Below are 26,675 nucleotides of genomic sequence, written 5' to 3'. Positions count from 1 at the left end.
GGTTGTGATGCGTACGCAACGGTATCGGCAGCCACTGACAATCGGGTCCCCGCGAGGGGGTTCCTGTCATGGCCTGGGCAGACACCGGTGCAGACGGTACAGACTACCCGCACACCCGCTTCCGGTTGAAATCCGGTGGTGGTGACCGTCAATCTGTACACATCGGGTGTGTATGGCGCTACGATGCGCCGTTTTCCGCAGGAGGTGCCCCATGGCACAGACATTGCGACCCAACATCGCCGGCTCCCTGTTCGCCACCGACGACAAGCCCCACCCCGTGCAGGACACCCTGCTCGCCGTGACGCTCGTGCTCGGGGCGGTCTCGTTCATCACGGCGATGTTCCACCATCTGCACCTGCTCAGTTCCTGGACGGGCCTGGTGGGGATTCTGACCGGCGCATACGGACAGTTCATCTCGGAGACGACCCGTGAGCGCTTCGGCCTGATCGTGGGTCTCGGTGCCTCGGCCGTCGGATTCTTCCTCGGCATGGCCCACGGGGGTCTTTTCGGCGGGCTCATCGGCTGACCCCCCGGCGCCGGTCCAACGGTCGGCGGACGGTACCCCGTGCCGTCCGTGGTCCCACATCGGACCAAGCGGCCGAATAACACCACCTGACGTCCTGACCACGTACTGGCCGGGCTCCAGGTTCCATACAGCCATTCGGGGCGCCCGCAGGGCGCAGTAGGCTTCGGCGCGAGAGCCGGAGCCCCTGTACCCATGGGGACACACCAGCCCGAGGAGCGCCCCGAATGAGCCTGACCCTGAGGACGATCAGCCGTGAGCAGCATCTGGCATACATCCAGAGCCTGCCCGCGGCTAGCCACATGCAGGTCCCGGCCTGGGCCGACGTCAAGGCCGAGTGGCGCTCCGAGAGCCTCGGGTGGTTCGACGACAAGACCGGCGAGATGGTCGGCGCCGGCCTGGTGCTCTACCGCCAGCTGCCCAAGATCAAGCGCTACCTCGCTTACCTGCCCGAAGGCCCGGTCATCAACTGGTTCGCGCCCAATCTCACCGACTGGCTGGAGCCGATGCTCGCGCATCTGAAGCACCAGGGCGCCTTCTCGGTGAAGATGGGCCCGCCGGTGATCATCCGGCGCTGGGAGGCCACCTCCATCAAGGCGGGCATCCAGAACCCGGACGTGAAGCGTCTGCGCGACATCGAGGCCGACTTCATCGAGCCCCGAGCCTTCGAGGTCGCCGACAAGCTGCGCCGTATGGGCTGGCAGCAGGGGGAGGACGGCGGCGCCGGCTTCGGTGACGTGCAGCCGCGCTACGTCTACCAGGTGCCGCTCGCCAACCGGTCCCTGGAAGAGGTCCACAAGAACTTCAACCAGCTGTGGCGCCGCAACATCAAGAAGGCCGAGAAGGCCGGTGTCGAGGTCGTCCAAGGCGGCTACCAGGACCTGGAGGAGTGGCAGCGGCTGTACGAGATCACGGCCGTGCGGGACCGCTTCCGGCCCCGGCCGCTGTCGTACTTCCAGCGCATGTGGACGGCCCTCAACACCGAGGACCCCAACCGGATGCGGCTCTACTTCGCCCGGCACAACGGCGTGAACCTGTCCGCGGCGACCATGCTCGTCGTCGGTGGACACGTCTGGTACTCCTACGGGGCCTCGGACAACATCGGGCGTGAGGTCCGGCCCTCGAACGCGATGCAGTGGCGCATGCTGCGCGACGCCTACGCCCTCGGCGCGACCGTCTACGACCTGCGCGGCATCTCCGACTCGCTGGACGAGACGGATCACCTCTTCGGCCTGATCCAGTTCAAGGTGGGCACGGGCGGACAGGCCGCCGAATACCTCGGCGAGTGGGACTTCCCGCTGAACAAGCTGCTCCACAAGGCGCTCGACATCTACATGTCGCGCCGCTGACGCCCCCGTTTTTGTTTCCATACCTCTGATACACCGCAGCCACGAGAAAGGTTCCGGGACCGTCCATGGCGCTCACGCTGTACGTCGACACCGCGCGCTGGCGGGCACACCACAAGCACGTTCAGGAGCAGTTCCCGGGACTCGTCCCCGTCTGCAAGGGCAACGGCTACGGCTTCGGGCACGAGAAGCTGGCGGAAGAGGCCACGCGTCTCGGGTCGGACATCCTCGCCGTCGGTACCACGTACGAGGCCGCCCGGATCAAGGACTGGTTCAGCGGCGACCTGCTGGTGCTGACGCCCTACCGGCGCGCTGAGGAGCCCGTCCCCCTGCCCGACCGCGTCATCCGCTCCGTGTCGTCGGTCGACGGCGTGTACGGCCTCGTGGGCGCCCGTGTCGTCATCGAGGTCATGTCCTCGATGAAGCGGCACGGCGTGAGCGAGCAGGAACTGCCCCAGCTCCACGCGGCCATAGAGAACGTGCGCCTGGAGGGCTTCGCCATCCACCTGCCGCTGGACCGCACCGACGGCTCGGACGCCGTCGAGGAGGTCATCGGCTGGATGGACCGGCTGCGCGCGGCCCGCCTGCCGCTGCACACCATGTTCGTCAGCCACCTGAAGTCCGAGGACCTCATCCGTCTGCAGCAGCAGTTCCCGCAGACCCGCTTCCGCGCCCGCATCGGCACGCGGCTGTGGCTGGGCGACCACGAGGCGACCGAGTACCGCGGAGCCGTCCTGGACGTCACCCGCGTCGCCAAGGGCGACCGCTTCGGATACCGGCAGCAGAAGGCGGCCTCCGACGGCTTCCTGGTGGTCGTGGCGGGCGGTACGTCGCACGGAGTGGGCCTGGAGGCCCCGAAGGCACTGCATGGCGTGATGCCGCGCGCCAAGGGTGTCGCCCGGGCGGGCCTCGCCACGGTCAACCGGAACCTTTCTCCGTTCGTCTGGGGCGGCAAGCAGCGCTGGTTCGCCGAGCCTCCGCACATGCAGGTGTCGATCCTCTTCGTGCCCTCGGACGCCCCGGAGCCGCAGGTCGGCGAGGAACTGGTGGCCCATCTGCGGCACACCACCACTCAGTTCGACCGGATCGTCGACCGCTGAGCCCCTGCCCGCCTGAGTTCAGGAACCGGGGCCCAGCGGATCAGTTCGCGGAGACGAATGCGGAAGGCCGTACACGAGGGCTCGTGTACGGCCTTCCGCATGTCGTCCTTGCGCTGCCCATCTCGCCCTGTTCGCTCAGAGCGAACTACCTCCCCGGGTCGCGGCTGCCCCATTCCACCTGAGGCCCCTCGAAAGACATCGCGTGCCGCGGGGGCCGGGCAGCCGCGCCGTACACATGGACGTCCTCCGCGCCGTCGAGCACTCCGCCGGAAGGATCGTCGTCACCAGCTCTGCGCACGGTGTCCCGCTCGGGCAAGAAGATGTCGCACACGACGACGACGCACAGGTAGAGCGTGCCCAACAGGTGAGCCAGGATGGCGAGTTGGTAGCCCTCGGCGGGCAGACCCTTGTGAGCGTCACCGCTGGTCGTGTACGCGAGGTACATCCAGATCCCCAGGAAGTACGCCACCTCGCAGGCCTGCCAGATCAGGAAGTCCCGCCAGCGGGGCCGGGCCAGGGCGGCGAGCGGGACCAGCCAAAGCACGTACTGCGGCGAGTAGACCTTGTTGGTGAGGATGAAGGCCGCGACGATCAGGAAGGCCAGCTGCGCGAAACGCGGGCGGCGCGGGGCGGTGAGCGTGAGCGCCACGATGCCCGCGCTGACCAGCACCATCGAGACCATCGCGTACGCGTTCGCCGTCTCGGCGGTGATCTGGATGTTCAACCGCTGCGAGATGACGAGGAAGAAGGAACCGAAGTCCACACCGCGTTCCTGGCTGAAGCGGTAGAACTTCGACCAGCCGTCGGACGCCAGCAGCATCACCGGAAGGTTCACGGCGAGCCAGGCCCCGACAGCGCCGAGGAGCGCCGTCGCGAACGCGCGCCACTTGCCCGCTCGCCAACACAGCACGAAGAGCGGTCCGAGCACCAGGAACGGGTAGAACTTGGCGGCCGTGGCAAGTCCGATCAGCACGCCGAAGGCGAGGGGTCGCCGGCGCGACCACATGAGCATCGCGGCGGCCAGCAGGGCCACCGCGAGGAGGTCCCAGTTGATGGTGGCGGTCAGTGCGAAAGCGGGCGCCAGAGCCACCAGAAGGCCGTCCCACGGGCGCCGGCGGTGGATGCGAGCGCAGCAGACCGCGATGACCGCCGCACACGCCATCAGCATCCCGGCGTTGACCATCCAGTACCACTGCTCCTGGTCCTGGGTGCTGCCGCTGCCCGGGGTGAGCCAGGCGGCGACCTCCATGAACAGGCCGGTCAGTACCGGGTACTCCAGGTACTCCATGTCGCCGTCGATCTTGTCGAAGTACGGCACAAGGCCGTCCGCGAAGCCACGGCCCTGGTAGAGATGCGGGATGTCCGAGTAGCAGGCGTGCGTGTACTGGGAGCTGGCTCCGAAGAACCAGGCGCCGTCGTAGCAGGGCAGCTTCTGTACCATGCCGAGCGCGAACATGCCGATGGCCACCAGCGCGACAACGCGTACCGGCGTCCACCAGGACGTGCCGAGGAGCGCTCGGCGCCCGATCGGGCCGCCGATCAGCTCACTGCCGACCGAAGCGACCTCGTCCTCCCTCGTGGGCCGCACCGGCTCCGGCTCGTCCGTGCTCACTCGCGTCGTCTCTGCACTGGGCATGCCGCACATCCTGCCGTACGCATCCAGGAATACGCCGAGGACCACCGCATCCCGTCCTGTCCGACGGTCTGTGTTTCACGTGAAACATCGGCCGCCCGCGTCGTGCCGGCAGGGGATATGGCATGGGCCACCGCACCTGATCGGTGCGGTGGCCCATGTTTCACGTGAAACACATCCTGCCGAGCGTGGAGCTACCCGTCGTTGCCTCCGAAGAGGCCCCCGTTCTGGTTGCCTCTCGAATCGTCCTCCGACTCGGACGGTGACGCGGTCACTCCACCGTCGATTCCACCGGTGTCCGTGCCACCGGCGTCGGTGCCTCCGGTCTCCTCACAGGTGGGGTTGAACGGGTTGCGGCAGGTCTCGCTGGGCGTCGGCGAGGGCAGGATCTCGCTCTCGCTCGGCGTCGGGCTCGGCTCGGGCGACTCCTCCTCCGACTCGGTCACCGTCGGGGTCGGCGTCGGGTCCGGGTCGTCGTTGACGATGACACCGATCGGCTCCGGCTCCGGGAAGTCCTCGGCCGGCTGGCCCTTGAGAGCGTCCTCCATGTAGTCGTGCCAGATCTCGGCCGGGAAGGAGGCACCGTGGATCGTCTCCTGGCCACCCGTGCCGTACATCTCCAGGAACTTGCGGTTCTTGTTCGACTCGTCGTCGTCCATGCGGTACATGCTGATCGCCGTCGACAACTGCGGGGTGTACCCGACGAACCAGGCCGACTTGTTGCCGTCGGTGGTACCGGTCTTGCCCGCCACCTCGCGGCCGGTCAGCTGAGCCGACGTACCGGTTCCCTCGTCGACGACGGTCTTGAGGACGTCGGTCACATTGTCGGCGACCTCCGTCGTGAAGGCCCGCTTGGTATCGGCGACGTCGTCGTGGTTGAACCTGGTCAGCCCCTCGTACTCGACGCTCTTGACCGAGAACGGCTCGTTCTGCTTGCCGCTGGCGGCGAAGGTCGCGTACGAACCCGCCATGCGGATCGCGCTCGGGTCCGAGATACCGATCGAGAAGGACGGGAAGCTCGTGCCGGTCAGGCTGCCTTCCTTGAGGCCTGCCTCCATGGCCGCCTCCTTCACCCGGTCCAGGCCGACGTCCATGCCCAGCTGGACATAGGGGGAGTTCGCCGAGACCCGCATCGCCTCACGGAGATCGATCTGGTACTTCGGCGGGCTGCCGTACGACTCGTCGCCGTCGTTGGCCTGCAGCCACTCCTTGCCCTCTTCGTTGGTCCAGATGTCGCCGTTGTAATCCCTGATCTTGAGGTCGTTCTTCCCGCTGTAGAGGCTCTTCGGCGAGACGATGGTCCGCTCGTCCTGCGCCTGGTCGGGGTCGAGGTCGGGGTCACGCTTGCCCCAGGTCATGGCAGCCGCGAGGACATAGGGCTTGAACACCGAGCCGACCTGCGCGCCGGTGACGTCGGCGTTGTTCGTGAAGTGCTTGGTGGCGTCCTCGCCACCGTAGATCGCCTCGATGGCACCCGACTTCGGGTTCACCGACGCGCCACCGAACTGCACATGGGTGTCGGTCTTCGGGCGCAGGTCCGGCTTGATGTTCTCCTTGCGGACCTTCGTGACGGCCTTCTCGAGTTCCTTGACCTTCCTCTTGTCGAAGGTCGTGTGGATCTCGTAGCCGCCCTGCTCGAGCTGCTTCTGCGTGATGTCGGTGTTGTTGAGGATGTAGCCCTTGGCCGTGTCGACCAGGTAACCGATCTGGCCGCCCAGCTGTGCGTTGGAGCGGGGACGCTGGATCTTGGGGAAGTTGGGGTACTTGGCCTTCTCGGCCTCGGACAGATGCTTGTCCTTGACCATCTCGTTGAGGATCCAGTCCCACCGTTCCGTGGCCCGCTTGGTGTTCGCCTCCGACGTGGCGGCGGGGTCGATCGCTGTGGCTCCGGCCGGGTCGTAGTACGTCGCGCCCTTGAGCACCGCGGCGAGGAAGGCGCACTCGCTGGGGTTGAGCTTCTCCGCGCTCTTGTCGAAGTAGGTGCGGGCGGCCGCCTGGAGACCATAGGCGCCACGGCCGAAGTAGGCCGTGTTCAGGTAGCCGCGCATGATCTCGTCCTTGTCGACGGAGGCGCCGACCTTCACCGAGATGAAGAGTTCCTTCACCTTCCGGGACAGCGTCTGCGACTGGTCGTCGAGCATGGCGTTCTTCACGTACTGCTGGGTGATGGTCGAGCCACCCTGCGTCTGACCGCCCTTGGCCATGTTGACGACGGCGCGGGCGATGCCCATCGGGTCGACGCCGCTGTCGGTCTCGAACGTCTTGTTCTCGGCCGACATGACGGCGTAGCGCATCGCCTTGGGGATCTTCTCGTACGCGATGATCTGACGGTTGACCTCACCACCCGTGGCGACCATCTGCGAGCCGTCCGACCAGTAGTAGACGTTGTTCTGCGCCGTAGCGGCCTGAGCTGGGTCGGGTACCGCCACAAGCGCGTACCCGATGCCGGCCCCCGCCACGAGGCAACCGAAGAACCCGATGAACAGCCCTGTCACCTGGCGCCACGAGGGCACCCACCGCATCGCCCCGTACCTGCCGGCGCGCGGATAGTCGATAAAACGCTGCTTGCCGGGCGGGGCCGCACGACCTCGGCCACGACCCGGCCCGTGCCCCGCGGGCTCGGCCGCTCTGCGACGGCCACCGCCCGGACCGGCGCCGGTGCTTCTCTGCGCCGCACGTCGCGACGCCGCGCGGCCCTCGTAGGTGGACTCCTCACCTCCCGCACCGTAGGTGTCGGAAAGTGACCCGGTGGCGCCCCGCGGTGCCGCGCGGCGGCCGGAGGATGCCGACTGGCCGCGTCGGGCCGCGGCACGTCCGCCTCCCTGCGGCTGCGGCGGTTTGCGACGGTGCTCGCTCATCGAACGACTACTCCTCGGGCAGGCGCACCCGTGCGCGCCTGGAAACGGCGGCTGGTTTCCGGTCCCCCCGAAGTACGGATGTGGTCGTGCTGGCATTCATCCGTACCGCACCCAGGAAGACGACGTGCTCAAACGTCACTCGGCTCCCAGTGGTGTGCATGCCGCACAGACTACGCACCGCCAAAACCCACTGAGCACCGAACTTCACCCCAAATCAGGCAACTTGCTTCCTACTAATTGGTGATGTGACCCCGTTCACCGGATCCCCACTTGTCGCATCCGTAGGGGCGTTCTATCGTCGTGATGTATCGAGTCGATACATCAGCTCGGCATACATCGTGTCGACAGGGCCAGTGGAAGACAGGAGGCGACGATGAGCCGGCGCTCCGGAATACTCGAGTTCGCCGTCCTCGGTCTGCTCCGCGAAGCCCCGATGCACGGCTATGAGCTGCGCAAACGACTCAACACGTCGTTGGGTGTGTTCCGGGCGTTCAGCTACGGGACGCTCTACCCCTGCCTCAAGACGCTGGTCGCCAACGGCTGGTTGATCGAGGAGTCGGGTGGTACCCCGGAAGATGCTGCCGCCGCCCCGCTCACGGGTCGCCGCGCCAAGATCGTCTACCGGTTGACGGCGGAAGGTAAGGAGCACTTCGAGGAGCTGCTCTCGCAGACGGGTCCCGACGCCTATGAGGACGAGCACTTCGCTGCTCGCTTCGCGTTCTTCGGGCAGACCTCCCGCGATGTGCGTATGCGCGTCCTGGAGGGCCGTCGCAGCCGTTTGGAGGAACGGCTGGAGAAGATGCGTGTCTCGCTGACACGCACCCGCGAGCGCCTCGACGACTACACGCTCGAGCTCCAGCGCCACGGGATGGAGTCCGTGGAGCGCGAAGTGCGCTGGCTGAACGAGCTCATCGAAAGCGAGCGGGCGGGCCGGGACCTGAAAGGCCCCGGCCACGGAGAACCCGCTCGCGACACCACAGAGGGAGCGCCGGGCGCCCTGCCCCGGCCCGGGGACACCCCCGGGCCGGATGCGCCCGGCGACACCACCACGTGAGGTCCCTGCCAGGACCTCACTCGTACACACAGGGAGCAACCGGAATGGGTTCGGTTCGCGTAGCCGTCGTCGGTGTGGGTAACTGCGCCGCGTCGCTGGTGCAGGGAGTCGAGTACTACAAGGACGCCGACCCGGCGTCCAAGGTCCCGGGCCTCATGCACGTGCAGTTCGGTGACTACCACGTCAGGGACGTGGAGTTCGTCGCCGCCTTCGACGTCGACGCCAAGAAGGTCGGGCTGGACCTCGCGGACGCCATCGGCGCCTCCGAGAACAACACGATCAAGATCTGTGACGTGCCGAGCACCGGTGTGACCGTGCAGCGCGGCCACACGCTGGACGGTCTCGGCAAGTACTACCGCGAGACCATCGAGGAGTCCGCCGAGGCCCCGGTCGACGTGGTCCAGATCCTCAAGGACAAGCAGGTCGATGTCCTCGTCTGCTACCTGCCCGTCGGTTCCGAGGACGCGGCGAAGTTCTACGCCCAGTGCGCCCTCGACGCCAAGGTCGGCTTCGTCAACGCCCTCCCGGTCTTCATCGCCGGCACCAAGGAGTGGGCGGACAAGTTCACCGAGGCGGGCGTCCCGATCGTCGGTGACGACATCAAGTCGCAGGTGGGTGCCACCATCACGCACCGCGTCATGGCGAAGCTGTTCGAGGACCGTGGGGTGATCCTGGACCGCACGATGCAGCTGAACGTCGGCGGCAACATGGACTTCAAGAACATGCTGGAGCGCGACCGCCTGGAGTCCAAGAAGATCTCCAAGACCCAGGCCGTCACCTCCCAGATCCCCGACCGGGAGCTCGGCGAGAAGAACGTCCACATCGGCCCGTCGGACTACGTCGCCTGGCTCGACGACCGCAAGTGGGCGTACGTCCGTCTCGAGGGCCGCGCCTTCGGTGACGTCCCGCTGAACCTGGAGTACAAGCTGGAGGTCTGGGACTCCCCGAACTCCGCGGGTGTCATCATCGACGCACTGCGCGCCGCGAAGATCGCCAAGGACCGTGGCATCGGCGGCCCGATCCTGTCGGCGTCGTCGTACTTCATGAAGTCCCCGCCGGTGCAGTACTTCGACGACCAGGCCCGAGAGAACGTGGAGAAGTTCATCAGGGGCGAGGTCGAGCGCTGATCAGACGCTCGTAGCGGGCCGTTGAGGGTCCCTGGGGCAGCTGCCCGGGGACCCTCCCCGTATGTGAGGCTGTGCCCCATGTCCGTCGTGCGCGACCTGCGCGTCCTGCTCCGTTTCCGGGACTTCCGGCATCTGCTGGCCGTACGGCTGCTGTCCCAGGGAGCCGACGGCGTCTACCAGGTCGCGCTGGCCACCTATGTCGTCTTCTCGCCGGAGAAGCAGACGTCGGCAGCCGCGATCGCCTCCGCGATGGCAGTGCTCCTCCTCCCGTACTCCCTCGTCGGCCCGTTCGCCGGTGTCCTGCTCGACCGCTGGCGACGCCGCCAGGTCCTGCTGTACGGAAACATCCTCCGCGCCCTGCTGGCGTCGGTGACGGCCGTCCTGATCCTGAGCCATGTGCCGGACTGGCTCTTCTACGCCTCCGCGCTGTGCGTGACGGCGGTCAATCGCTTCGTCCTGGCGGGCCTCTCCGCCTCGCTGCCCCGTGTGGTGGACGCCGACCGCCTGGTGATCGCCAACTCGCTCTCGCCGACAGCCGGGACGCTGGCCGCGACCGCGGGCGGCGGACTCGCCTTCGCCGTACGCCTCGTGGCGTCGGACTCCGACGCCGCAGTGGTCCTCCTGGGCGCGTGCCTCTACCTCTGCGCCGCACTGGCCTCCCTGCGTATCGCCCGAGAACTGCTCGGCCCGGAGCCCGAGCTGGTGCAGCCACGACTGGGTGCCGCCCTCGCCGGCACCGCACGGGGTCTGGCAGCGGGCGTACGACATCTCGCTGAGCCGGGACGGCGGGCTGCTGCCTGGGCGCTGGCCTCGATGACGCTGATGCGGTTCTGCTACGGCGCCCTGACCGTCATGGTGCTCATGCTCTGCCGCTATGCCTGGTCGTCCGACAGCTCGGGGAGGTCCGACTCCGATGAGGGATTGGCCCTCCTCGGTCTCGCCGTCGGCATCTCGGGAGCGGGATTCTTCACGGCGGCGGTGATCACCCCTTGGGCCGCGGGGCGGCTGGGCCCCGGCCTTTGGATCGTCACCTGCTCCGCGGCCGCCGCCGTGCTGGAGCCGGCGCTCGGCCTGCCCTTCACGGAGGTGCCCATACTGATCGCGGCGTTCGTCCTGGGTCTGGTCACACAGGGAGCGAAGATCTCGACGGACACGATCGTCCAGTCCTCCGTCGAGGACGGCTATCGGGGCCGGATCTTCTCCCTCTACGACGTCCTGTTCAACGTCGCCTTCGTCGGCGCCGCTGCCGTGGCCGCCCTGATGCTCCCAGCGGACGGCCGCTCGGCCGCCCTGGTGGTCACCGTGGCGGTGATCTACGGAGTGATCGCTGCGGCCATGGCCCGCTTCGGCGTGACCCGGCGGAGCTGATACGGCGACGGCGATGTTTCACGTGAAACATCGACCTCTGTTTCACGTGAAACATCGCCGTCGCGCCGATGCCGACCGAAGACGGCCGACCGGCTGTCGTCAGGAGACCTGCGACGCCTGAGCCCACCACTCCTTGAGTGCTGTCACGGCCTCGTCGTGTTCCATCGGCCCGTTCTCCAGACGCAGTTCCAGCAGGAACTTGTACGCCTGCCCGATCACCGGGCCAGGCCCGACGCCCAGAATCTCCATGATCTGGTTGCCGTCGAGACTCGGGCGGATCGCGTCCAGTTCCTCCTGTTCCTGCAGCTGGGCGATGCGCTCCTCCAGACCGTCGTACGCCCGGGAGAGAGCGCTCGCCTTGCGCTTGTTCCGTGTGGTGCAGTCGGAGCGGGTCAGCTTGTGGAGGCGGTCCAGGAGCGGGCCCGCGTCTCGCACATAGCGGCGGACAGCGGAGTCCGTCCACTCACCGGTGCCGTATCCGTGGAAGCGCAGGTGGAGTTCCACCAACCGCGAGACGTCCTTGACCTGGTCGTTGGAGTACTTGAGGGCGGTCATGCGCTTCTTGGTCATCTTGGCGCCCACCACCTCGTGGTGGTGGAAGGAGACCCGGCCGTCCTTCTCGAAACGACGCGTGCGGGGCTTGCCGATGTCGTGCAGCAGCGCGGCGAGCCGCAGCGTGAGGTCCGGCCCACTCTCCTCCAGCGCGATCGCCTGCTCCAGAACGATCAGTGTGTGGTCGTAGACGTCCTTGTGCCGATGATGCTCGTCACGTTCCAGCCGCAGCGCCGGCAGCTCGGGCAGGACGTGCTCGGCGAGACCGGTGTCGACCAGGAGGGTCAGACCCTCACGGGGGTGAGCGGACAGGATCAGCTTGTTCAGCTCGTCCCGCACCCTCTCCGCCGAGACGATGTCGAGACGGCCGGCCATGTCGCCCATCGCCGAGACGACCTCGGGAGCCACCTCGAAGCCCAGCTGGGCGGCGAAACGCGCGGCCCGCATCATGCGCAGCGGGTCGTCGGAGAACGACGCCTCGGGTGTGCCGGGAGTACGCAGAACGCGCGCCGAGAGGTCCTCCAGCCCGCCGTGGGGGTCGATGAACTCCTTCTCCGGCAAGGCCACCGCCATCGCGTTCACGGTGAAGTCACGGCGTACGAGATCGTCCTCGATCGAGTCGCCGTACGACACTTCGGGCTTGCGCGAGGTCCGGTCGTACGCCTCGGAACGGTAGGTCGTGACCTCGATCTGGTAGCCGTCCTTCTGCGCACCCACCGTGCCGAAGGCGATCCCGACCTCCCAGACGGCGTCCGCCCAGGGCCGCACGATCCTCAGCACGTCCTCGGGGCGGGCGTCCGTCGTGAAGTCCAGGTCGTTGCCGAGCCGCCCCAGCAGCGCGTCCCTGACCGAACCTCCGACCAGGGCGAGCGCGAAGCCGGCCTCCTGGAAGCGGCGGGCGAGGTCGTCGGCGACAGGGAACACCCGCAGCAGTTCACTCACCGCGCGGTGCTGCACCTGGCTCAGGGCACTGATGTCTTCGTTGGCGTTCGGCACAACTGAAAAGGGTACGGGGCGCCGGTGGCCGCAGTCGCCTCCATTGAACGTGCACAAGGGCTTCGCGCACGTGACCCCCTCACACGCCCCTTTGATACATGCACATACGGGGACAGCGCGGTCTCGTTCCCCGATCTTGTGGAGCGGACTGCGGCACTTCCTCTCAGCGCACCTCGTTACCATGCGTGGACGCACATTCCGACGACCACTGACGACGACGAGGGACGGGCGAGCGCGTGGCCGAGGCGGCAGACTTCCAGGGGACGAGTCCCTCACCTGCCCGCCGGTGGATGCTGCGCACCGGCGCCATCCTCGCCGGGGCGCCCCTGCTGGCCGGCTTGTTCCAGCTGCCCGCGCCTCCGTCCGCGCAGGCAGCCCCGAAGGTCTCCCTGGCCGAGGCCACGGGGTCGAACACCGTCGAGGTCTCCCTCGACTCGCTCAGCCCGAGCCTGCCCACAGACGGCGACACGGTCACCGTCTCGGGCTCGGTGACGAACAAGGGCAAGCAGACCGTCACGGACGCCCACGTGGGCCTGCGCGTGGCCCCGGCCGCCGTGACGGGCCGCTCGTCCATCGACGACGCGGCCAAGCGCACCGGCTTCGACCAGTACGCCGACGGGCCGGAGGTCGGCGGCAAGTACGTGGAGAAGTTCTCCGCGCTCGCCTCAGGAGTGGCTCAGCCCTTCACCATCTCGGTGCCCGTCAAGGAGCTGGACCTCGGCCCGGACGGTGTCTATCAGCTGGGCGTCTCGCTCTCGGGCAGGACCGGCGCCGCTCAGTACGACCAGGTCCTCGGCATCCAGCGCACATTCCTGCCGTGGCAGCCCGACGAGGCGGGCACCAAAACGAAGACGACCTACCTCTGGCCGCTGATCTCCACCACTCATCTGACGGCCGAGACCGGTCCGGGCGAGCAGCAGACGCCCGTCTTCCTCGACGACGAGCTGGCCAAGGAGATCTCCGCGGGCGGACGCCTGGAGCAGATGCTCACGCTGGGCAAGGACCTGGACGTCACCTGGGTGATCGATCCGGACCTGCTGGCATCGGTTGTCGCGATGACGGGCGTCTACCAGGTCCGCAGCGGGGGCACGACCGTGCCGGGCAAGAACCAGGCTGTCGCCAAGGAGTGGCTGGCCGAGCTGGAGACCGCGGTTCAGGGCGAGGAGGTGATCGCTCTGCCCTTCGCCGACCCGGATCTCGCGGCCCTGGCCCACAACGGCAAGACGATCACCGGCTCGCTCAGCCGGCTGAAGGACGCCACCGATGTGGCCTCCGACACGGTCCAGAACATCCTCCGGGTGAAGCCGGAGACGGACTTCGCCTGGCCCGTGAACGGCGCCGTCGACCCGTCGATCGTCAAGGTCGCCATCTCGGCGGGCGCCGACAAGGTGATCGCCCGCAGTGACAGCCTGCAGGAGAACAGCAGCCTGTCCTACACACCCAACGCGGCCCGGCCCATCGGCGGCGGTACCACGGCCGTGGTCGCGGACGCCCGGCTGTCGACGGCCTTCCAGGGCGACATGACGAAGGCCGAGAGCTCCACACTGGCCGTGCAGCGCTTCCTCGCCCAGAGCCTGACCACGGACCTCCAGAACGGCAAGCAGCGCAGCGTCGTGATCGCTCCGCAGCGCATGCCGACGGCGAGCCAGGCACAGACCATGGCGCAGGCCCTCACCGCGCTCGAGGGCGGTAACTGGTCGCAGACTCAGGACCTCTCGGCGGCGGCCGCGGCCAAGCCCGATCCGAACGCCAGCACCAAGATCCCGTCGGCCTCGGCCTACCCCTCGTCGCTGCGGAAGCAGGCGCTGCCGAAGTCCGCTTTCGAGGAGATCCGGACCACCCAGACCGACCTCGACCGCTTCAAGGTGATCCTCTCCGACCAGTCCCGAGTGGTCACGCCGTTCGGCAGGACCATGGACCGGGAGATGTCCACCTCCTGGCGAGGTCGGTCCATGGACGCGGCGGTCTACCGCAACGGCGTCCAGACGCACCTCAACTCGCTCACCGAGCAGGTCCGGTTGATCGAGAAGTCCGAGACGAAGCTCTCGGGCCGCAGCGCGACGATCCCCGTGACCGTGCAGAACAACCTCGTGCAGGGCGTCGACAATCTGACGCTGCGACTCACGTCCAACGCGCCGAAGCGCCTGAAGATCGGCGACATGGACTTCGACGAGCGGTCCGTCGACATCTCCGGCGGACACAGCGAGTCGGTGAAGTTCACCACCAACGCCGAGGCCAACGGGCCGGTCACGGTCGTCGCCCAGCTCTACACCGTGGACGGCGAGAAGTATGGTGACGAGGTCAGGTTCACGGTGAACGTCACCGAGATCACCCCCACGGTGATGCTGGTCATCGCCGGTGGCGTCCTGCTTCTCGTCCTCGCCGGTTTCCGGATGTACACCCAGCGCAAGCGCGCCGCCGCCAGGCTGGCGGCGGAGGGACCCCCGGCGGACGCCGAGGACCCGGAGAGCGCCCGGAAGGACGGTGAAGCGAACACCGAGGCGGCCTCAGTCGTACACACTGGCGAGGAGAATCCCCCGGCGAAGTCGGGGACGGATGAGCCGGAGCACCCGAGTGACCCGGCACCGGACACCGCTCCGGAAAGCGCCGACCCGTCCGGCACGGGTGAGAGAGTGGACCGTTGAGCGATTGTCGTGGCCGGTTGGCCCGGGGACGATGAGGTGGGGTAAGCATGAACGCGCCGTACGACGGTGACCGCGGCCAGGGCGCGGCCGACTCGGGGTATCCCGACGGCCAGCTGCCCGGGCCGGGCCAGGTGCCGCCGCAGCCCCCCGCGGACATGTACCTCCAGGACGCCTACGACCAGGACCCCTACCGCGCACGGGACCTCGCCGCCCAGGACCCGGTGGCCGAGGCGCTCTACGACCGGGCCGCCCACCCGCCGCCGGCTCCGGGCACCTACCAGCCGCAGCAGCCGCTCTACGCGCAGCCGTCGGCACCGCAGTACGCGCCCGACCCTCGTGTGTGGGCCCAGACTCCGGCGCCCGAGCCCGAGGGCCCGACCCGGCATCTGCCGTACGGCGACGACGCCCGGACCACGCAGTTCGTGGGCGTGGACGACCTGGTGACACAGGCGGGTGAGGAGCGCCACGAGCCGGACGCCTTCGCCCATCTCTTCCGTGACCAGCAGCAAGGCGGCTCCCCTGTGGGGCAGCCGTCGGTTCCCGGGCCGACGCCGGCCCCCGGCCCCGAGGTGGGCCGTCCGGCCCGCGAGGAGCCCTCGCCCGTTCCCACGCCGGCGCCTGCCGCGAAGAAGGGCGGACGGGCCTCGGGCCTGCTGAAGTCGAGCGCCGTCATGGCGGCGGGCACCATGGTCTCGCGCCTCACGGGGTTCATCCGCTCGGCGATGATCGTCTCGGCGCTGGGTCTCAGCCTTCTCGGTGAGTCCTTCCAGGTGGCCTATCAGCTGCCTACGATGATCTACATCCTCACCGTCGGCGGTGGTCTCAACTCCGTCTTCGTGCCCCAGCTCGTGCGGGCCATGAAGGAGGACGATGACGGCGGGGAGGCCTACGCCAATAGGCTCCTGACGCTGGTCATGGTGATCCTCGGTCTCCTCACCGCGCTAGCCATGTTCGCCGCGCCACTACTCGTCAGGGCGTTGTCGACCCCACTCGCCACGAACGCCGAAGCCAACGACGTCGCGGTTACTTTCACCCGGTACTTCCTGCCCTCGATCTTCTTCATGGGCATTCACGTGGTGATGGGGCAGATCCTCAACGCCCGTGGACGCTTCGGCGCGATGATGTGGACCCCGGTCCTCAACAACATCGTCATCATCGTCACTCTCGGCGCGTTCCTCTGGGTCTACGGCAGTGCCGCCAACTCGCATATGACGGTCGAGACCATTCCCCCGGAGGGGGAGCGACTGCTCGGCATCGGCATTCTCCTGGGTCTCGTGGTCCAGGCCCTGGCCATGATCCCGTACCTGCGGGAAACCGGCTTCCGGCTGAGGCTTCGCTTCGACTGGAAGGGGCACGGTCTCGGCAAGGCCGCGATGCTCGCCAAGTGGACGATCCTGTTCGTGCTCGCCAACCAAGCGGGCGCCCTCGTGGTGACTCAGCTGGCGACCGCAGCGGTCACCGAGACGAGGATCGCCGGTACCGGTTTCAGCGCCTACGCCAACGCCCAGCTCATCTGGGGCCTCCCGCAGGCCATCATCACCGTCTCGCTCATGGCCGCCCTCCTGCCCCGCATCTCGCGCTCGGCAGCCGAGGACGACGCCGGCGCGGTGCGTGACGACATCTCACAGGGCCTGCGCACCACGGCGGTCGCCATCGTGCCCATCGCCTTCGGCTTCGTCTCGCTGGGCATCCCGATGTGCACGCTGATCTTCGGTTCGTCCGGCACCGGCGCGGCGACGAACATGGGCTTCATGCTGATGGCCTTCGGCCTCGGCCTGATCCCGTACTCCGTGCAGTACGTCGTCCTCCGCGCCTTCTACGCGTACGAGGACACCCGGACGCCCTTCTACAACACGGTCATCGTGGCCGCCGTCAACGCGAGCGCCTCGGCGATCTGCTTCTTCGTGATCCCGGCCCGCTGGGCCGTGGTCGGCATGGCCGCCGCGTACGGTCTCGCCTACATGATCGGTGTCGGCGTGGCCTGGCGACGCCTCAAGAAGCGGCTGGGCGGGGACCTGGACGGCTCCAGGGTCATGCGCACGTACGCGCGCCTGTCGATCGCCTCGCTGCCCGCGGCGCTGCTCAGTGGTGCGGCCTGCTACGGCATCAGCCGGGCCCTGGGACAGGGCGTCGGCGGCTCGATGCTCGCCCTCGCCGGGGGCGGAATCGTTCTCCTCGGTGTCTTCTACGTCGCCGCGCGACGCATGCGCATCGAAGAGCTCAACTCGATGGTCGGTATGGTCCGCGGACGGCTGGGGCGCTGAGGCTGGGGTAGGCGCACAACCATCGTCCGCCGACGCGTGTCGCTCATAGCGGCGGACTGTGGGCACAATTGGCTTTGGCGTCTTGGAACGCTCAACGGATGGGGAGGCAGGGACGACGGTGGCGGAACGGAGCACGGCTGCCGTCGACGTGGCAGACAACAGCGGCGACGAGCCGCTGACCGCACAAGCGGACCAGTCCACGGCCGACGGGGAGGCCCAGAACCGGGAGCGGGACACGGAAAGCTCGGCGAGCGAAGAGGCCCAGGGGAGCGGCGGCACCGAGAGCCCTTCCAAGACGACACCGCCCGAACTGCACAGCGGTCACAAACTCGCCAGGCGCTACCGCCTCGAAGAGTGCGTCACCCGTCTGGACGGTTTCAGCAGTTGGCGCGCCGTGGACGAGAAACTGCGCCGCGCGGTCGGGGTGCATGTGCTGCCCGCCGACCACACACGAGCTCGTTCCGTGCTGGCGGCGGCCCGCTCCTCGGCGCTGCTGGGTGACCCCCGCTTCGTCCAGGTGCTGGACGCGGTCGAGGAGAACGACCTCGTGTACGTGGTGCACGAATGGCTGCCCGACGCCACGGAACTGACGACGCTGCTGGCCTCCGGTCCGCTGGAGCCGCACGACGCGTACCAGATGGTCACGCAGATCTCCCATGCCATGGCCGCCGCGCACCGGGAAGGTCTCTCACATCTGCGGCTCAACCCGAGTGCCGTGCTGCGCTCCGCCGCCGGCCAGTGGCGCATTCGCGGTCTCGCGGTCAACGCCGCCCTGCGCGGCATCAGCTCGGACACCCCGCAGCGCACGGACACCGAGGCGATCGGCGCGCTGCTGTACTCGGCACTCACCCAGCGCTGGCCGTACGAGAACGACGCACACGGCCTCTCCGGACTCCCCAAGGGCGTCGGGCTCATCGCGCCCGACCAGGTCCGTGCGGGCGTCCACCGGGGACTGTCGGAGCTGTCCATGCGGGCACTCGCCAACGACGGTGCCACGGCCTCCCGCCATGAGTCTCCGTGCACCACCCCGGAGGAACTGGTGAAGGCCATCGGCGAGATGCCCCGCATCCGGCCGCCGGAGCCCGCCTTCACCGCACCCCCCGAGTACCAGCACACGTCGTACCAGCAGGGGAGCTACGGTCGTCCGTCCCCGCACGCCGGCATCACACAGCCCCTGCAGACACCGCCTCCCCCGCTGCAGAGCAGGACCGGCAAGGCCCTCAAGTGGGCCGTGTCGGCGCTGCTGATCGCCGCGCTCGGTCTCGGCAGCTGGCAGCTGGCCGACGCGCTAGTGGGCAGCGGCAGCCAGTCCACCGAGCCGGACTCGCCCCAGACGAGCGACGGCAACGACAAGGGCACCGACAAGGCCAAGCCCGTCACGACGCTCAGCATCAAGGGCGCCGCTGAGTACTACCCGGACGGCAAGGCCCAGCACCCGAGCGACGTGGGCCTGACCTACGACAGCAGCGGGTCTACATACTGGCGGACCTACTCCTTCAAGGGCGGGCCGACCCTGGCTCCGTACAAGCAGGGCGTCGGCATCGTCTACGACCTCGGCTCGGCCCAGGAGGTGTCGGCTGCCTCGATAGGGCTGTACTACCCCGGCGATCGCACGACGGCCACGCTCTACGCGGCCGACTCCCTGTCGTCGTCCGCTCCGCTCAGCTCCATGACGAAGATCGCCACCAACGGGACGACCGGGACGGAACTCAAGATCTCCGCCAAGAAGTCGGTGAAGACCCGGTACGTTCTCGTGTGGCTCACGGATGTACCGAAGGCCAACGGCGATCAGTACAGCAACCCTGGCTACAAGCAGGCGATCACCGACGTGAAGTTCATGGGCTGAGTTCACCGACGGGAGGGGGTCCGATGGCGCACAGCGCTGACCACAGCGAGGCGAGCGATCAGGATCTCCTGGCCCGGCACGTGGAGGGGGACGCCGACGCCTTCAGTGAGCTCGTGCGGCGGCACCGGGACCGCCTCTGGGCGGTGGCGCTGCGAACCCTGGGAGACCGCGAAGAAGCCGCCGACGCCGTCCAGGACGCCCTGGTGTCCGCCTACCGGGCCGCCCACACCTTCCGTGGCCAGTCGGCCGTCACGACCTGGCTGCACCGCATCACGGTGAACGCCTGCCTGGACCGCGCCCGCAAGGCGGCGTCCCGCAAGACGTCGCCCGTCGACGACACCGAGCGCCTGGAGCAGCTCCTGGAGCCGTACGAATCGGCGTCCGCTCCGGCCGAGCGCAACGATCTGCACCGCCAGCTGCTGGAAGCCCTGAGCACCCTGCCGAAGGACCAGCGGGCGGCGCTCGTCCTGGTGGACATGCAGGGCTACCCGGTGGCGGAGGCCGCACGCATCCTCGATGTACCGACCGGCACGGTGAAGAGCCGCTGCGCCCGTGGCAGAGCCAGACTTCTGCCGCTCCTGACCCATCTCCGCGCGGAGGGCGAGGGGGAGAGCGGCAGAAAGTCGGGGCGGGGAAGGAACCGGGCGCCGGGGACATCCGTCCCACCCGCAGCGGGAGCACACGATGCAGGGCCAAGCGATTCAGCTGCTGTGAAGGGCGGAGGTGGGCGAGCGTGACATCCACGACCGACACGGCCGGGCACCCGGAGGTCACGGAGATCTCCGACCTCAGCGAGGGACTCCTTCCTCCTTCCCGCACCGCGGATGTCCGTCAGCACTTGGACGAGTGCCCTCTCTGCTCCGACGTCTATGCCTCGCTGGAGGAGATCCGTGGCCTCCTCGGCACCCTGCCAGGACCTCCCCGCATGCCCGACGACGTGGCGGGAAGGATCGACGCCGCTCTGGCCGCCGAGGCTCTGCTGAACGCCACGGGACCCGCAAGCGAGACGCCCGACGAGCTCGCCGCTGCCTCTCGCACCGCTGCGAGCGAGAACGACGCGCATGTTTCACGTGAAACATCGTCGCGCGTGGACGACCGTCCGGCCGGTCGTCCACGCGCGTCCACCGGCCCGGGCAGGACGAGCCAGAAGCGGCGCAGCCGCCGTCGGACGGCCATCGGTGCCGTCTTCGCGATCGCCGCCCTGGGCTTCGGTGCCGTTCTCGTCCAGTCGCTCCGTGACGACGACAGCCCTCCGGCCAGTGCTTCCGACACCTTCTCCGGCGTCAAGTTGGAGAAGCGGGTCGAAGACCTCCTGACCAAGACGGAGAGTGGAGGCACGGGCGGTAAGGAGCCCTTCGGGACCGCGACGGCCCCGGACAAGGGCACCAAGACGTTCTTCGCCCCCGACGTGCCCGACTGCATCGCCAAGGGCATCGGGGACACCACAGGTGCGATCGCTTCCGAGCCGGGTACCTACCAGGGAGCCGACGCGTACCTCGTGCTGCTGCCCGACCGCTCCGACGACGCACGCGTCACCGCCTACGTCGTCGACGCCTCGTGCTTGAAGAAGGCGTCGGAGCCCGTCGGTGACGTTCTCGTGAAACACGCTTACGCCCGTCCCTGAGCACCGTCTAGCGCGCTGAGCCACCTCCGGGATCTCCCGTGTGGCGTCGCGCCTCCGTGTGCCCGGACACACCGGGAATGCGCGCCCCTTAGGATCCGTTGGGTGGGGTGAGAGTTTCGAGAGCAGCTCCCACCGGCAGTACGCAGCAGTCCCCAGAGACGAGGAAACAAGCCGTGAGCGACGTCCGTAACGTGATCATCATCGGCTCCGGGCCCGCCGGCTACACGGCGGCGCTCTACACCGCGCGCGCGTCGCTGAAGCCGCTGGTGTTCGAGGGCGCCGTCACAGCAGGCGGTGCGCTGATGAACACCACCGATGTGGAGAACTTCCCGGGCTTCCGGGACGGCATCATGGGCCCCGACCTCATGGACAACATGCGGGCGCAGGCCGAGCGCTTCGGTGCGGAGCTCGTTCCGGACGACATCGTCGACGTCGACCTGAGCGGCGAGATCAAGACCGTGACGGACACTGCGGGCACGGTGCACCGGGCCAAGGCCGTCATCGTGACCACGGGCTCCCAGCACCGCAAGCTTGGGCTTCCCAACGAGGACGCGCTCTGCGGACGCGGTGTCTCCTGGTGCGCCACCTGTGACGGGTTCTTCTTCAAGGACCAGGACATCGCCGTGATCGGCGGCGGCGACACCGCCATGGAGGAGGCCACCTTCCTCTCGCGGTTCGGCAAGTCCGTGACCATCGTCCACCGCCGGGACACGCTGCGTGCCTCCAAGGCCATGCAGGAGCGTGCGTTCGCCGACCCGAAGATCTCCTTCGTCTGGGACAGCGAGGTCGCCGAGATCCAGGGCGACCAGAAGCTCGCCGGTCTGAAGCTGCGCAACCTCAAGACGGGCGAGACGTCCGAGCTGCCGGTGACCGGCCTGTTCATCGCGATCGGCCACGACCCGCGCACCGAGCTCTTCAAGGGGCAGCTCGACCTGGACGACGAGGGCTACCTGAAGGTGGAGGCCCCGTCGACCCGGACGAACCTGACCGGTGTCTTCGGCGCCGGCGACGTCGTCGATCACACCTACCGCCAGGCGATCACTGCGGCCGGCACCGGGTGCGCCGCCGCCCTCGACGCCGAGCGTTTCCTCGCCGCTCTCGCAGACGGCGACCAGGCAGCCGAGCCCGAGAAGACCACCATCTGACCCCCGTCCGCCCCACCGCACCAACCAGTTAGGAGCCCTCAGTGGCCGGCACTCTGAAGAACGTGACCGACGACTCCTTTGAGCAGGACGTCCTCAAGAACGACAAGCCCGTCCTGGTGGACTTCTGGGCCGCCTGGTGCGGCCCGTGCCGCCAGATCGCGCCGTCCCTCGAAGCGATCGCCCAGGAGTACGGCGACAAGATCGAGATCGTCAAGCTCAACATCGACGAGAACCCGGCCACGGCTGCCAAGTACGGCGTCATGTCCATCCCGACGCTGAACGTCTACCAGGGTGGCGAGGTCGCCAAGACCATCGTCGGCGCCAAGCCCAAGGCCGCGATCGTGCGCGACCTCGAGGACTTCATCGCCGAGTGATGTTTCACGTGAAACACGAAAGGGCCGACCCTGGAGGGTCGGCCCTTTCGCTTAGAGCGGTCGCAGCACCGGCTCCTTCTGCACGGCTCCCAGAAGCCGGTCCAGCGCCAGCTCGACGTCCTCTTTCCACGAGAGCGTCGTCCGCAGCTCCAGCCGTAGCCGGGGGTGGGCGGGGTGGGGCCGCACCGTCTTGAAGCCCACGGCCGTCAGATGGTCGGCGGGAAGCACACACGCCGCTTCCTTCCAGTTGACGTCCCCGAAGGCCTCGACCGCCTTGAAGCCCCGTCTCAGCAGATCCTTGGCTACCGTCTGAACCATCACACGACCCAGCCCCTGCCCCTGGTAGCCCGGCATGATGAAGGCCGTCATCAACTGGACGGCGTCAGGGGAGACCGGGCTCGTGGGGAACGCAGTGGAGCGGGGCACATAAGCCGGAGGCGCGTACATCACGAAGCCCACCGGTACGTCGTCCACGTAGACGACCCGACCACAGGACCCCCAGTCCAGCAGGACGGCTGAGATCCATGCTTCCTTCTCAAGAGCGGGAGTGCCCGCCTTTACCGCGGCTTCGCCGCTGACTGGGTCCAACTCCCAGAAGACACACGAGCGACAGCGCTTGGGAAGGTCCTGAAGGTTGTCCAGCGTGAGCGGTACGAGCCGACGCCCCATGAAGGCTGATCCTCGCTTCCTTCGCCCGCAGCGTCGCGAGCGGCTGTCAGAGCGCTCCGCTCCCTGAGCAGACTGCCGACGAATCCGCCGACGGCACCCAGTCCCAGGCCTGCGGTCACCAGTCCGGAACGGCTCACGGTTCGCATGGCCCGCCTCTCCACAAAGATCCGCCAGGTCGATGCGCCATACCCGAACGCATCGTATCCACGATGCGATTGCCTAGATACCGCCTCAAAGCAAAGAGCGGGCTGTGTCCGGTATACATCGGACACAGCCCGCTCATGCGGTCGACGAGCCGAAGGCCCGCCCTGCGAATCAGAGGGCTCAGGCCTCCGACTCCTCCGTGGCGTCGTCCAAAAGACTCCTCTGCAGAGCGAGCTTCTCGCCGGGAGCGAGCGTGCTCAGGATCCGCTCCAGGTCCTCCGTGGAGGCGAACTCCACGGTGATCTTGCCCTTCTTCTGCCCCAGGTCGATCTTCACGCGCGTCTCGAAGCGATCCGAGAGTCGCGTCGCGAGCTCGCCGAGCGCCGGGGACGGCACGGAGCCGGCCCGCGGGCCCTTGGACCGTGTGGCGCTCTTCGGATGCGATCCCATCAGGGTGACGATCTCTTCGACCGCTCGCACCGAGAGGCCCTCGGCCACGATCCGGTGAGCCAGCTTGTCCTGCTCCTCCGAGTCCTCGACGGAGAGCAACGCCCGCGCGTGCCCGGCGGAGAGAACACCCGCTGCCACACGGCGCTGAACCGCCGCCGAAAGCTTCAGCAGACGCAGGGTGTTGGAGACCTGCGGGCGCGAGCGACCGATTCGGTCGGCCAGCTGGTCATGCGTGCAGTTGAAGTCCTTGAGCAGCTGGTCGTAAGCGAAGGCTTCTTCCAGCGGGTTCAGCTGGGCGCGATGCAGGTTCTCCAGGAGCGCGTCCAGCAGAAGCTTCTCGTCGTCCGTCGCCCTCACGATCGCCGGGATCGCGTCGAGCTCGGCCTCATGGCAGGCGCGCCAGCGCCGCTCACCCATGATGAGCTCGTAGCGGGCCGGGCCCACCTGCCGTACGACGATGGGCTGGAGAAGGCCGACCTCCTTGATGGAGGTGACGAGTTCCTGAAGGAGATCCTCGTCGAACACCTCGCGGGGCTGGCGCGGGTTCGGGGTGATGGAGTCGAGAGGCAGTTCGGCGAAGTACGCGCCGACAGGTGCTGCGGGCAGGTCGGCCGCGGCATTCTGCGACAGCTCCTCTGTTTCACGTGAAACAGCCGGGAGCGTGGCCAGCTTCGAAGCCGCCATCCCACGTTCAGGGGTGAAGACAGATGGCGCTGACGCGGCGGCGGGTGCAGCAGCTGTCGGTGCCTCCTTCTCGCCCGTCGCGGCCGCTGGGATCAGTGCGGCGAGACCACGGCCCAACCCCCTCCGTCGATCACTCACTGGATCCCCTCCACCACACTCGGATTGTTCTGAGCACCGATGTGCGCGTGCGTCGGGTCGTACCCGACGCCCACACCCTTCAGTGCGATTTCTCGTGCCGCCTCAAGATAGGAGAGGGCACCGCTCGATCCTGGATCGTAAGTCAGCACCGTCTGCCCATAGCTCGGCGCCTCGGAGATCCGGACCGAGCGGGGAATGCTCGTCCGCAGCACCTCTTCGCCGAAGTGGGTGCGCACCTCGTCGGCGACCTGGGACGCCAGGCGGGTCCGGCCGTCGTACATGGTGAGCAGGATGGTCGAAACATGGAGGACGGGGTTGAGGTGCCCCCGTACCAGGTCGACATTGCGGAGCAGCTGACCGAGGCCCTCCAGCGCGTAGTACTCGCACTGGATCGGGATGAGGACTTCCTGGCCGGCGACCAACGCGTTCACCGTCAGGAGACCGAGCGAAGGCGGGCAGTCGATGAGGATGTAGTCCAGCGGCTGCTCGTACGCCTGGATCGCCCGCTGCAGTCGGCTCTCTCGTGCCACCAGCGACACCAGCTCGATCTCCGCACCGGCGAGATCGATCGTGGCGGGGGCACAGAAGAGACCCTCGACATCGGGAACGGGCTGGACGACTTCCGACAACGGCTTGCTGTCGATCAGCACGTCATAGATGGACGGCACCTCTGCGTGGTGGTCGATACCGAGCGCGGTGGACGCATTGCCCTGTGGATCGAGGTCGACCACGAGGACACGGGCGCCGTGCAGAGCCAGCGAAGCGGCGAGGTTGACCGTCGTCGTGGTCTTTCCGACGCCGCCCTTCTGGTTGGCGACGACCATGACTCGGGTCTGCTCGGGCCGAGGCAGTCCCTCACCGGCGCGGCCCAGAGCCTCTACCGCCAGTTGGGCAGCACGACCGATGGGAGTGTCGTCCATCGGGGGCGGTGTTTCACGTGAAACATCCTCCCCCATCGACTCGGTACGGGGACCGGGGACCGGATCGGTCATCGGTCCCGCGATGTTGGCGTCGGACCGCAAGGATTCACTCTCCTCGACTTCAGGCTCGCAATGAACAGAGCCTCCCATGCCTTCGGGGTCGTGAACCAGTGAGGCCTGGTGTTCTGTGGAGAATTCCACCTCTGTGGAAAACTCCGTTACCTCTCCGAGTGACCCGAGAGGCTTCCGGTCGCGCGGTTCGGCCGCGGCGCGGCCACGGCTGATGATGCCGTGCAGCAGTGAGCGACGTTTCACGTGAAACACGATGCCCAGCGGCACAGGCCACGCTCGCGCGACACTCCGAGATGCCTGGGTTTGGAAGCTTGTGTGGAGTATTCAGGACAGATCAGCGGCCATCCAGATCAGTGCCTAGCGGCGACGCCGTACCCGTCCTGTCCGAGCCGCCTTCGCGCGCTTCGCCGCGAAGCGCACACCACCCGGGCTCTCCCCGACCTCCACACGGACGACCGTGGACAGCGGATCGACCACCCCTTCGCCCACATGGTGGATGGAGGTCTCCACGGCACCGAGCTTGCTCAGGGCAGTGGCTGCGCTCTTCAGCTCCTCCTCCGCCGTGTCGCCCTTGAGCGCCAGCATTTCTCCGTACGGACGCAGCAGCGGAATGCCCCAGCCGGCCAGTCGGTCCAGTGGGGCCACAGCTCGCGCCGTCACCACATGGACCGGCTGCAGCGTCCCGAGGACTTCCTCGGCCCGGCCACGGACCACGGTCACATGGTCCAGGCCCAGAAGCTCGACCACCTCGGTCAGGAAGTTCGTACGCCGCAGCAGAGGCTCCAGCAGCGTGATCTTCAGATCCTCCCGGACAAGGGCCAGCGGGATACCGGGCAGGCCGGCACCGGAACCGACATCGCACACCGTCACCCCCTCGGGCACGACCTCGGAGAGCACCGCGCAGTTCAGCAGATGCCTCTCCCACAGGCGGGGTACCTCGCGCGGGCCGATGAGTCCGCGCTGCACTCCCGCCTCGGCCAGGAGCTCGGCGTATCGGACCGCGTCCGCGTAGCGATCTCCGAATACGTCGCGCGCCTGCTCGGGCGCAGGGGGGAGCTCCGCTGCCTCCGTCACGGGGACCGTCCTTCCGTACCGCAAGAGCGCACTGGGCGCTGACACCAGAACAACAGGCTGACAAAGTCC

20 protein-coding genes are annotated in these 26,675 nt (G+C 67.8%); 13 read left to right on the top strand and 7 right to left on the bottom strand.

Going from position 1 to position 26,675, the window contains the following annotated elements:
• Positions 1–211: 211 nt before the first annotated feature.
• The 3 genes from HW837_RS04085 to HW837_RS04075 all read left to right on the top strand — a co-directional run bounded on the left by HW837_RS04085 (position 212) and on the right by HW837_RS04075 (position 2,969).
• The gene (locus tag HW837_RS04085; protein ID WP_013002267.1) at positions 212–526 is read left to right on the top strand and encodes a hypothetical protein; all 315 of its coding nucleotides are present in this window, start codon (positions 212–214) and stop codon (positions 524–526) included.
• Positions 527–750: 224 nt separating this feature from the next.
• Positions 751–1,872 (top strand): peptidoglycan bridge formation glycyltransferase FemX, encoded by a 1,122-nt coding sequence (gene femX / locus HW837_RS04080; protein ID WP_045558492.1) that lies wholly within the window; start codon positions 751–753, stop codon positions 1,870–1,872.
• A gap of 65 nt (positions 1,873–1,937) precedes the next feature.
• Entirely contained in the window at positions 1,938–2,969 is a 1,032-nt protein-coding gene (locus HW837_RS04075) for an alanine racemase (protein ID WP_045558493.1), read from the top strand.
• Between the two features lie 145 nt (positions 2,970–3,114).
• Here HW837_RS04075 and HW837_RS04070 read toward each other — a convergent pair whose 3' ends face one another.
• Both HW837_RS04070 and HW837_RS04065 read right to left on the bottom strand, forming a co-directional pair.
• Entirely contained in the window at positions 3,115–4,614 is a 1,500-nt protein-coding gene (locus HW837_RS04070) for a glycosyltransferase family 87 protein (RefSeq protein WP_078853555.1), read from the bottom strand.
• 182 nt (positions 4,615–4,796) lie between these two features.
• Entirely contained in the window at positions 4,797–7,460 is a 2,664-nt protein-coding gene (locus HW837_RS04065; protein ID WP_193379351.1) for a transglycosylase domain-containing protein, read from the bottom strand.
• A gap of 373 nt (positions 7,461–7,833) precedes the next feature.
• On the opposite strand from HW837_RS04065, the gene HW837_RS04060 reads away from it, so the two are divergent.
• The 3 genes from HW837_RS04060 to HW837_RS04050 all read left to right on the top strand — a co-directional run bounded on the left by HW837_RS04060 (position 7,834) and on the right by HW837_RS04050 (position 11,009).
• On the top strand, positions 7,834–8,514 hold the full coding sequence (locus HW837_RS04060) for a PadR family transcriptional regulator (RefSeq protein ID WP_045558496.1): 681 nt from the start codon (positions 7,834–7,836) through the stop codon (positions 8,512–8,514).
• A gap of 44 nt (positions 8,515–8,558) precedes the next feature.
• Entirely contained in the window at positions 8,559–9,641 is a 1,083-nt protein-coding gene (locus HW837_RS04055) for an inositol-3-phosphate synthase (protein ID WP_045558497.1), read from the top strand.
• 78 nt (positions 9,642–9,719) lie between these two features.
• Positions 9,720–11,009, top strand: a complete 1,290-nt coding sequence (locus HW837_RS04050; protein WP_193379352.1) for an MFS transporter — start codon at positions 9,720–9,722, stop codon at positions 11,007–11,009.
• A gap of 99 nt (positions 11,010–11,108) precedes the next feature.
• On the opposite strand, the gene HW837_RS04045 is transcribed toward HW837_RS04050, so the two are convergent.
• Entirely contained in the window at positions 11,109–12,557 is a 1,449-nt protein-coding gene (locus tag HW837_RS04045) for a CCA tRNA nucleotidyltransferase (RefSeq protein ID WP_045558499.1), read from the bottom strand.
• A 236-nt stretch (positions 12,558–12,793) separates the two neighbouring features.
• On the opposite strand from HW837_RS04045, the gene HW837_RS04040 reads away from it, so the two are divergent.
• From HW837_RS04040 to trxA, 7 genes are all read left to right on the top strand, one after another.
• Positions 12,794–15,202 (top strand): DUF6049 family protein, encoded by a 2,409-nt coding sequence (locus HW837_RS04040; RefSeq protein ID WP_193379353.1) that lies wholly within the window; start codon positions 12,794–12,796, stop codon positions 15,200–15,202.
• A 47-nt stretch (positions 15,203–15,249) separates the two neighbouring features.
• Positions 15,250–17,466: a murein biosynthesis integral membrane protein MurJ gene (murJ, locus tag HW837_RS04035; RefSeq protein ID WP_193379354.1), complete on the top strand. Its 2,217-nt coding sequence runs from the start codon at positions 15,250–15,252 to the stop codon at positions 17,464–17,466.
• Positions 17,467–17,584: 118 nt separating this feature from the next.
• The gene (locus HW837_RS04030) at positions 17,585–19,312 is read left to right on the top strand and encodes a protein kinase family protein (RefSeq protein ID WP_193379355.1); all 1,728 of its coding nucleotides are present in this window, start codon (positions 17,585–17,587) and stop codon (positions 19,310–19,312) included.
• 23 nt (positions 19,313–19,335) lie between these two features.
• Positions 19,336–20,049, top strand: a complete 714-nt coding sequence (sigM, locus tag HW837_RS04025; RefSeq protein WP_045558503.1) for an RNA polymerase sigma factor SigM — start codon at positions 19,336–19,338, stop codon at positions 20,047–20,049.
• Positions 20,046–20,936 carry an anti-sigma factor family protein gene (locus HW837_RS04020; protein ID WP_193379356.1) on the top strand — a complete coding sequence of 297 codons (891 nt, stop codon included), beginning with the start codon at positions 20,046–20,048 and terminating at the stop codon, positions 20,934–20,936. The genes sigM and HW837_RS04020 overlap by 4 nt, the downstream gene beginning before the upstream one ends.
• 173 nt (positions 20,937–21,109) lie before the next feature.
• Complete coding sequence (gene trxB / locus HW837_RS04015; protein WP_045558505.1) at positions 21,110–22,081, top strand: thioredoxin-disulfide reductase; 972 nt, start codon at positions 21,110–21,112, stop codon at positions 22,079–22,081.
• Between the two features lie 41 nt (positions 22,082–22,122).
• Positions 22,123–22,455 (top strand): thioredoxin, encoded by a 333-nt coding sequence (gene trxA, locus HW837_RS04010; protein WP_045558506.1) that lies wholly within the window; start codon positions 22,123–22,125, stop codon positions 22,453–22,455.
• Between the two features lie 51 nt (positions 22,456–22,506).
• Here trxA and HW837_RS04005 read toward each other — a convergent pair whose 3' ends face one another.
• The 4 genes from HW837_RS04005 to rsmG all read right to left on the bottom strand — a co-directional run bounded on the left by HW837_RS04005 (position 22,507) and on the right by rsmG (position 26,606).
• Entirely contained in the window at positions 22,507–23,124 is a 618-nt protein-coding gene (locus tag HW837_RS04005) for a GNAT family N-acetyltransferase (protein WP_045558507.1), read from the bottom strand.
• Positions 23,125–23,448: 324 nt separating this feature from the next.
• On the bottom strand, positions 23,449–24,540 hold the full coding sequence (locus HW837_RS04000) for a ParB/RepB/Spo0J family partition protein (RefSeq protein ID WP_045558508.1): 1,092 nt from the start codon (positions 24,538–24,540) through the stop codon (positions 23,449–23,451).
• Positions 24,537–25,610, bottom strand: coding sequence for a ParA family protein (locus HW837_RS03995; RefSeq protein ID WP_078853556.1), 1,074 nt, complete (start codon positions 25,608–25,610; stop codon positions 24,537–24,539). Before HW837_RS03995 ends, HW837_RS04000 begins: the two co-directional genes overlap by 4 nt.
• Before the next feature lie 279 nt (positions 25,611–25,889).
• Positions 25,890–26,606 carry a 16S rRNA (guanine(527)-N(7))-methyltransferase RsmG gene (rsmG, locus tag HW837_RS03990; protein ID WP_045558510.1) on the bottom strand — a complete coding sequence of 239 codons (717 nt, stop codon included), beginning with the start codon at positions 26,604–26,606 and terminating at the stop codon, positions 25,890–25,892.
• Positions 26,607–26,675 lie beyond the last annotated feature (69 nt).

This window comes from Streptomyces caniscabiei, assembly GCF_014930365.1.
Classification (GTDB): domain Bacteria; phylum Actinomycetota; class Actinomycetes; order Streptomycetales; family Streptomycetaceae; genus Streptomyces; species Streptomyces caniscabiei.
Note: the sequence above shows the minus strand (reverse complement) of the source record. Positions and strands in the feature narration are given on the sequence as shown.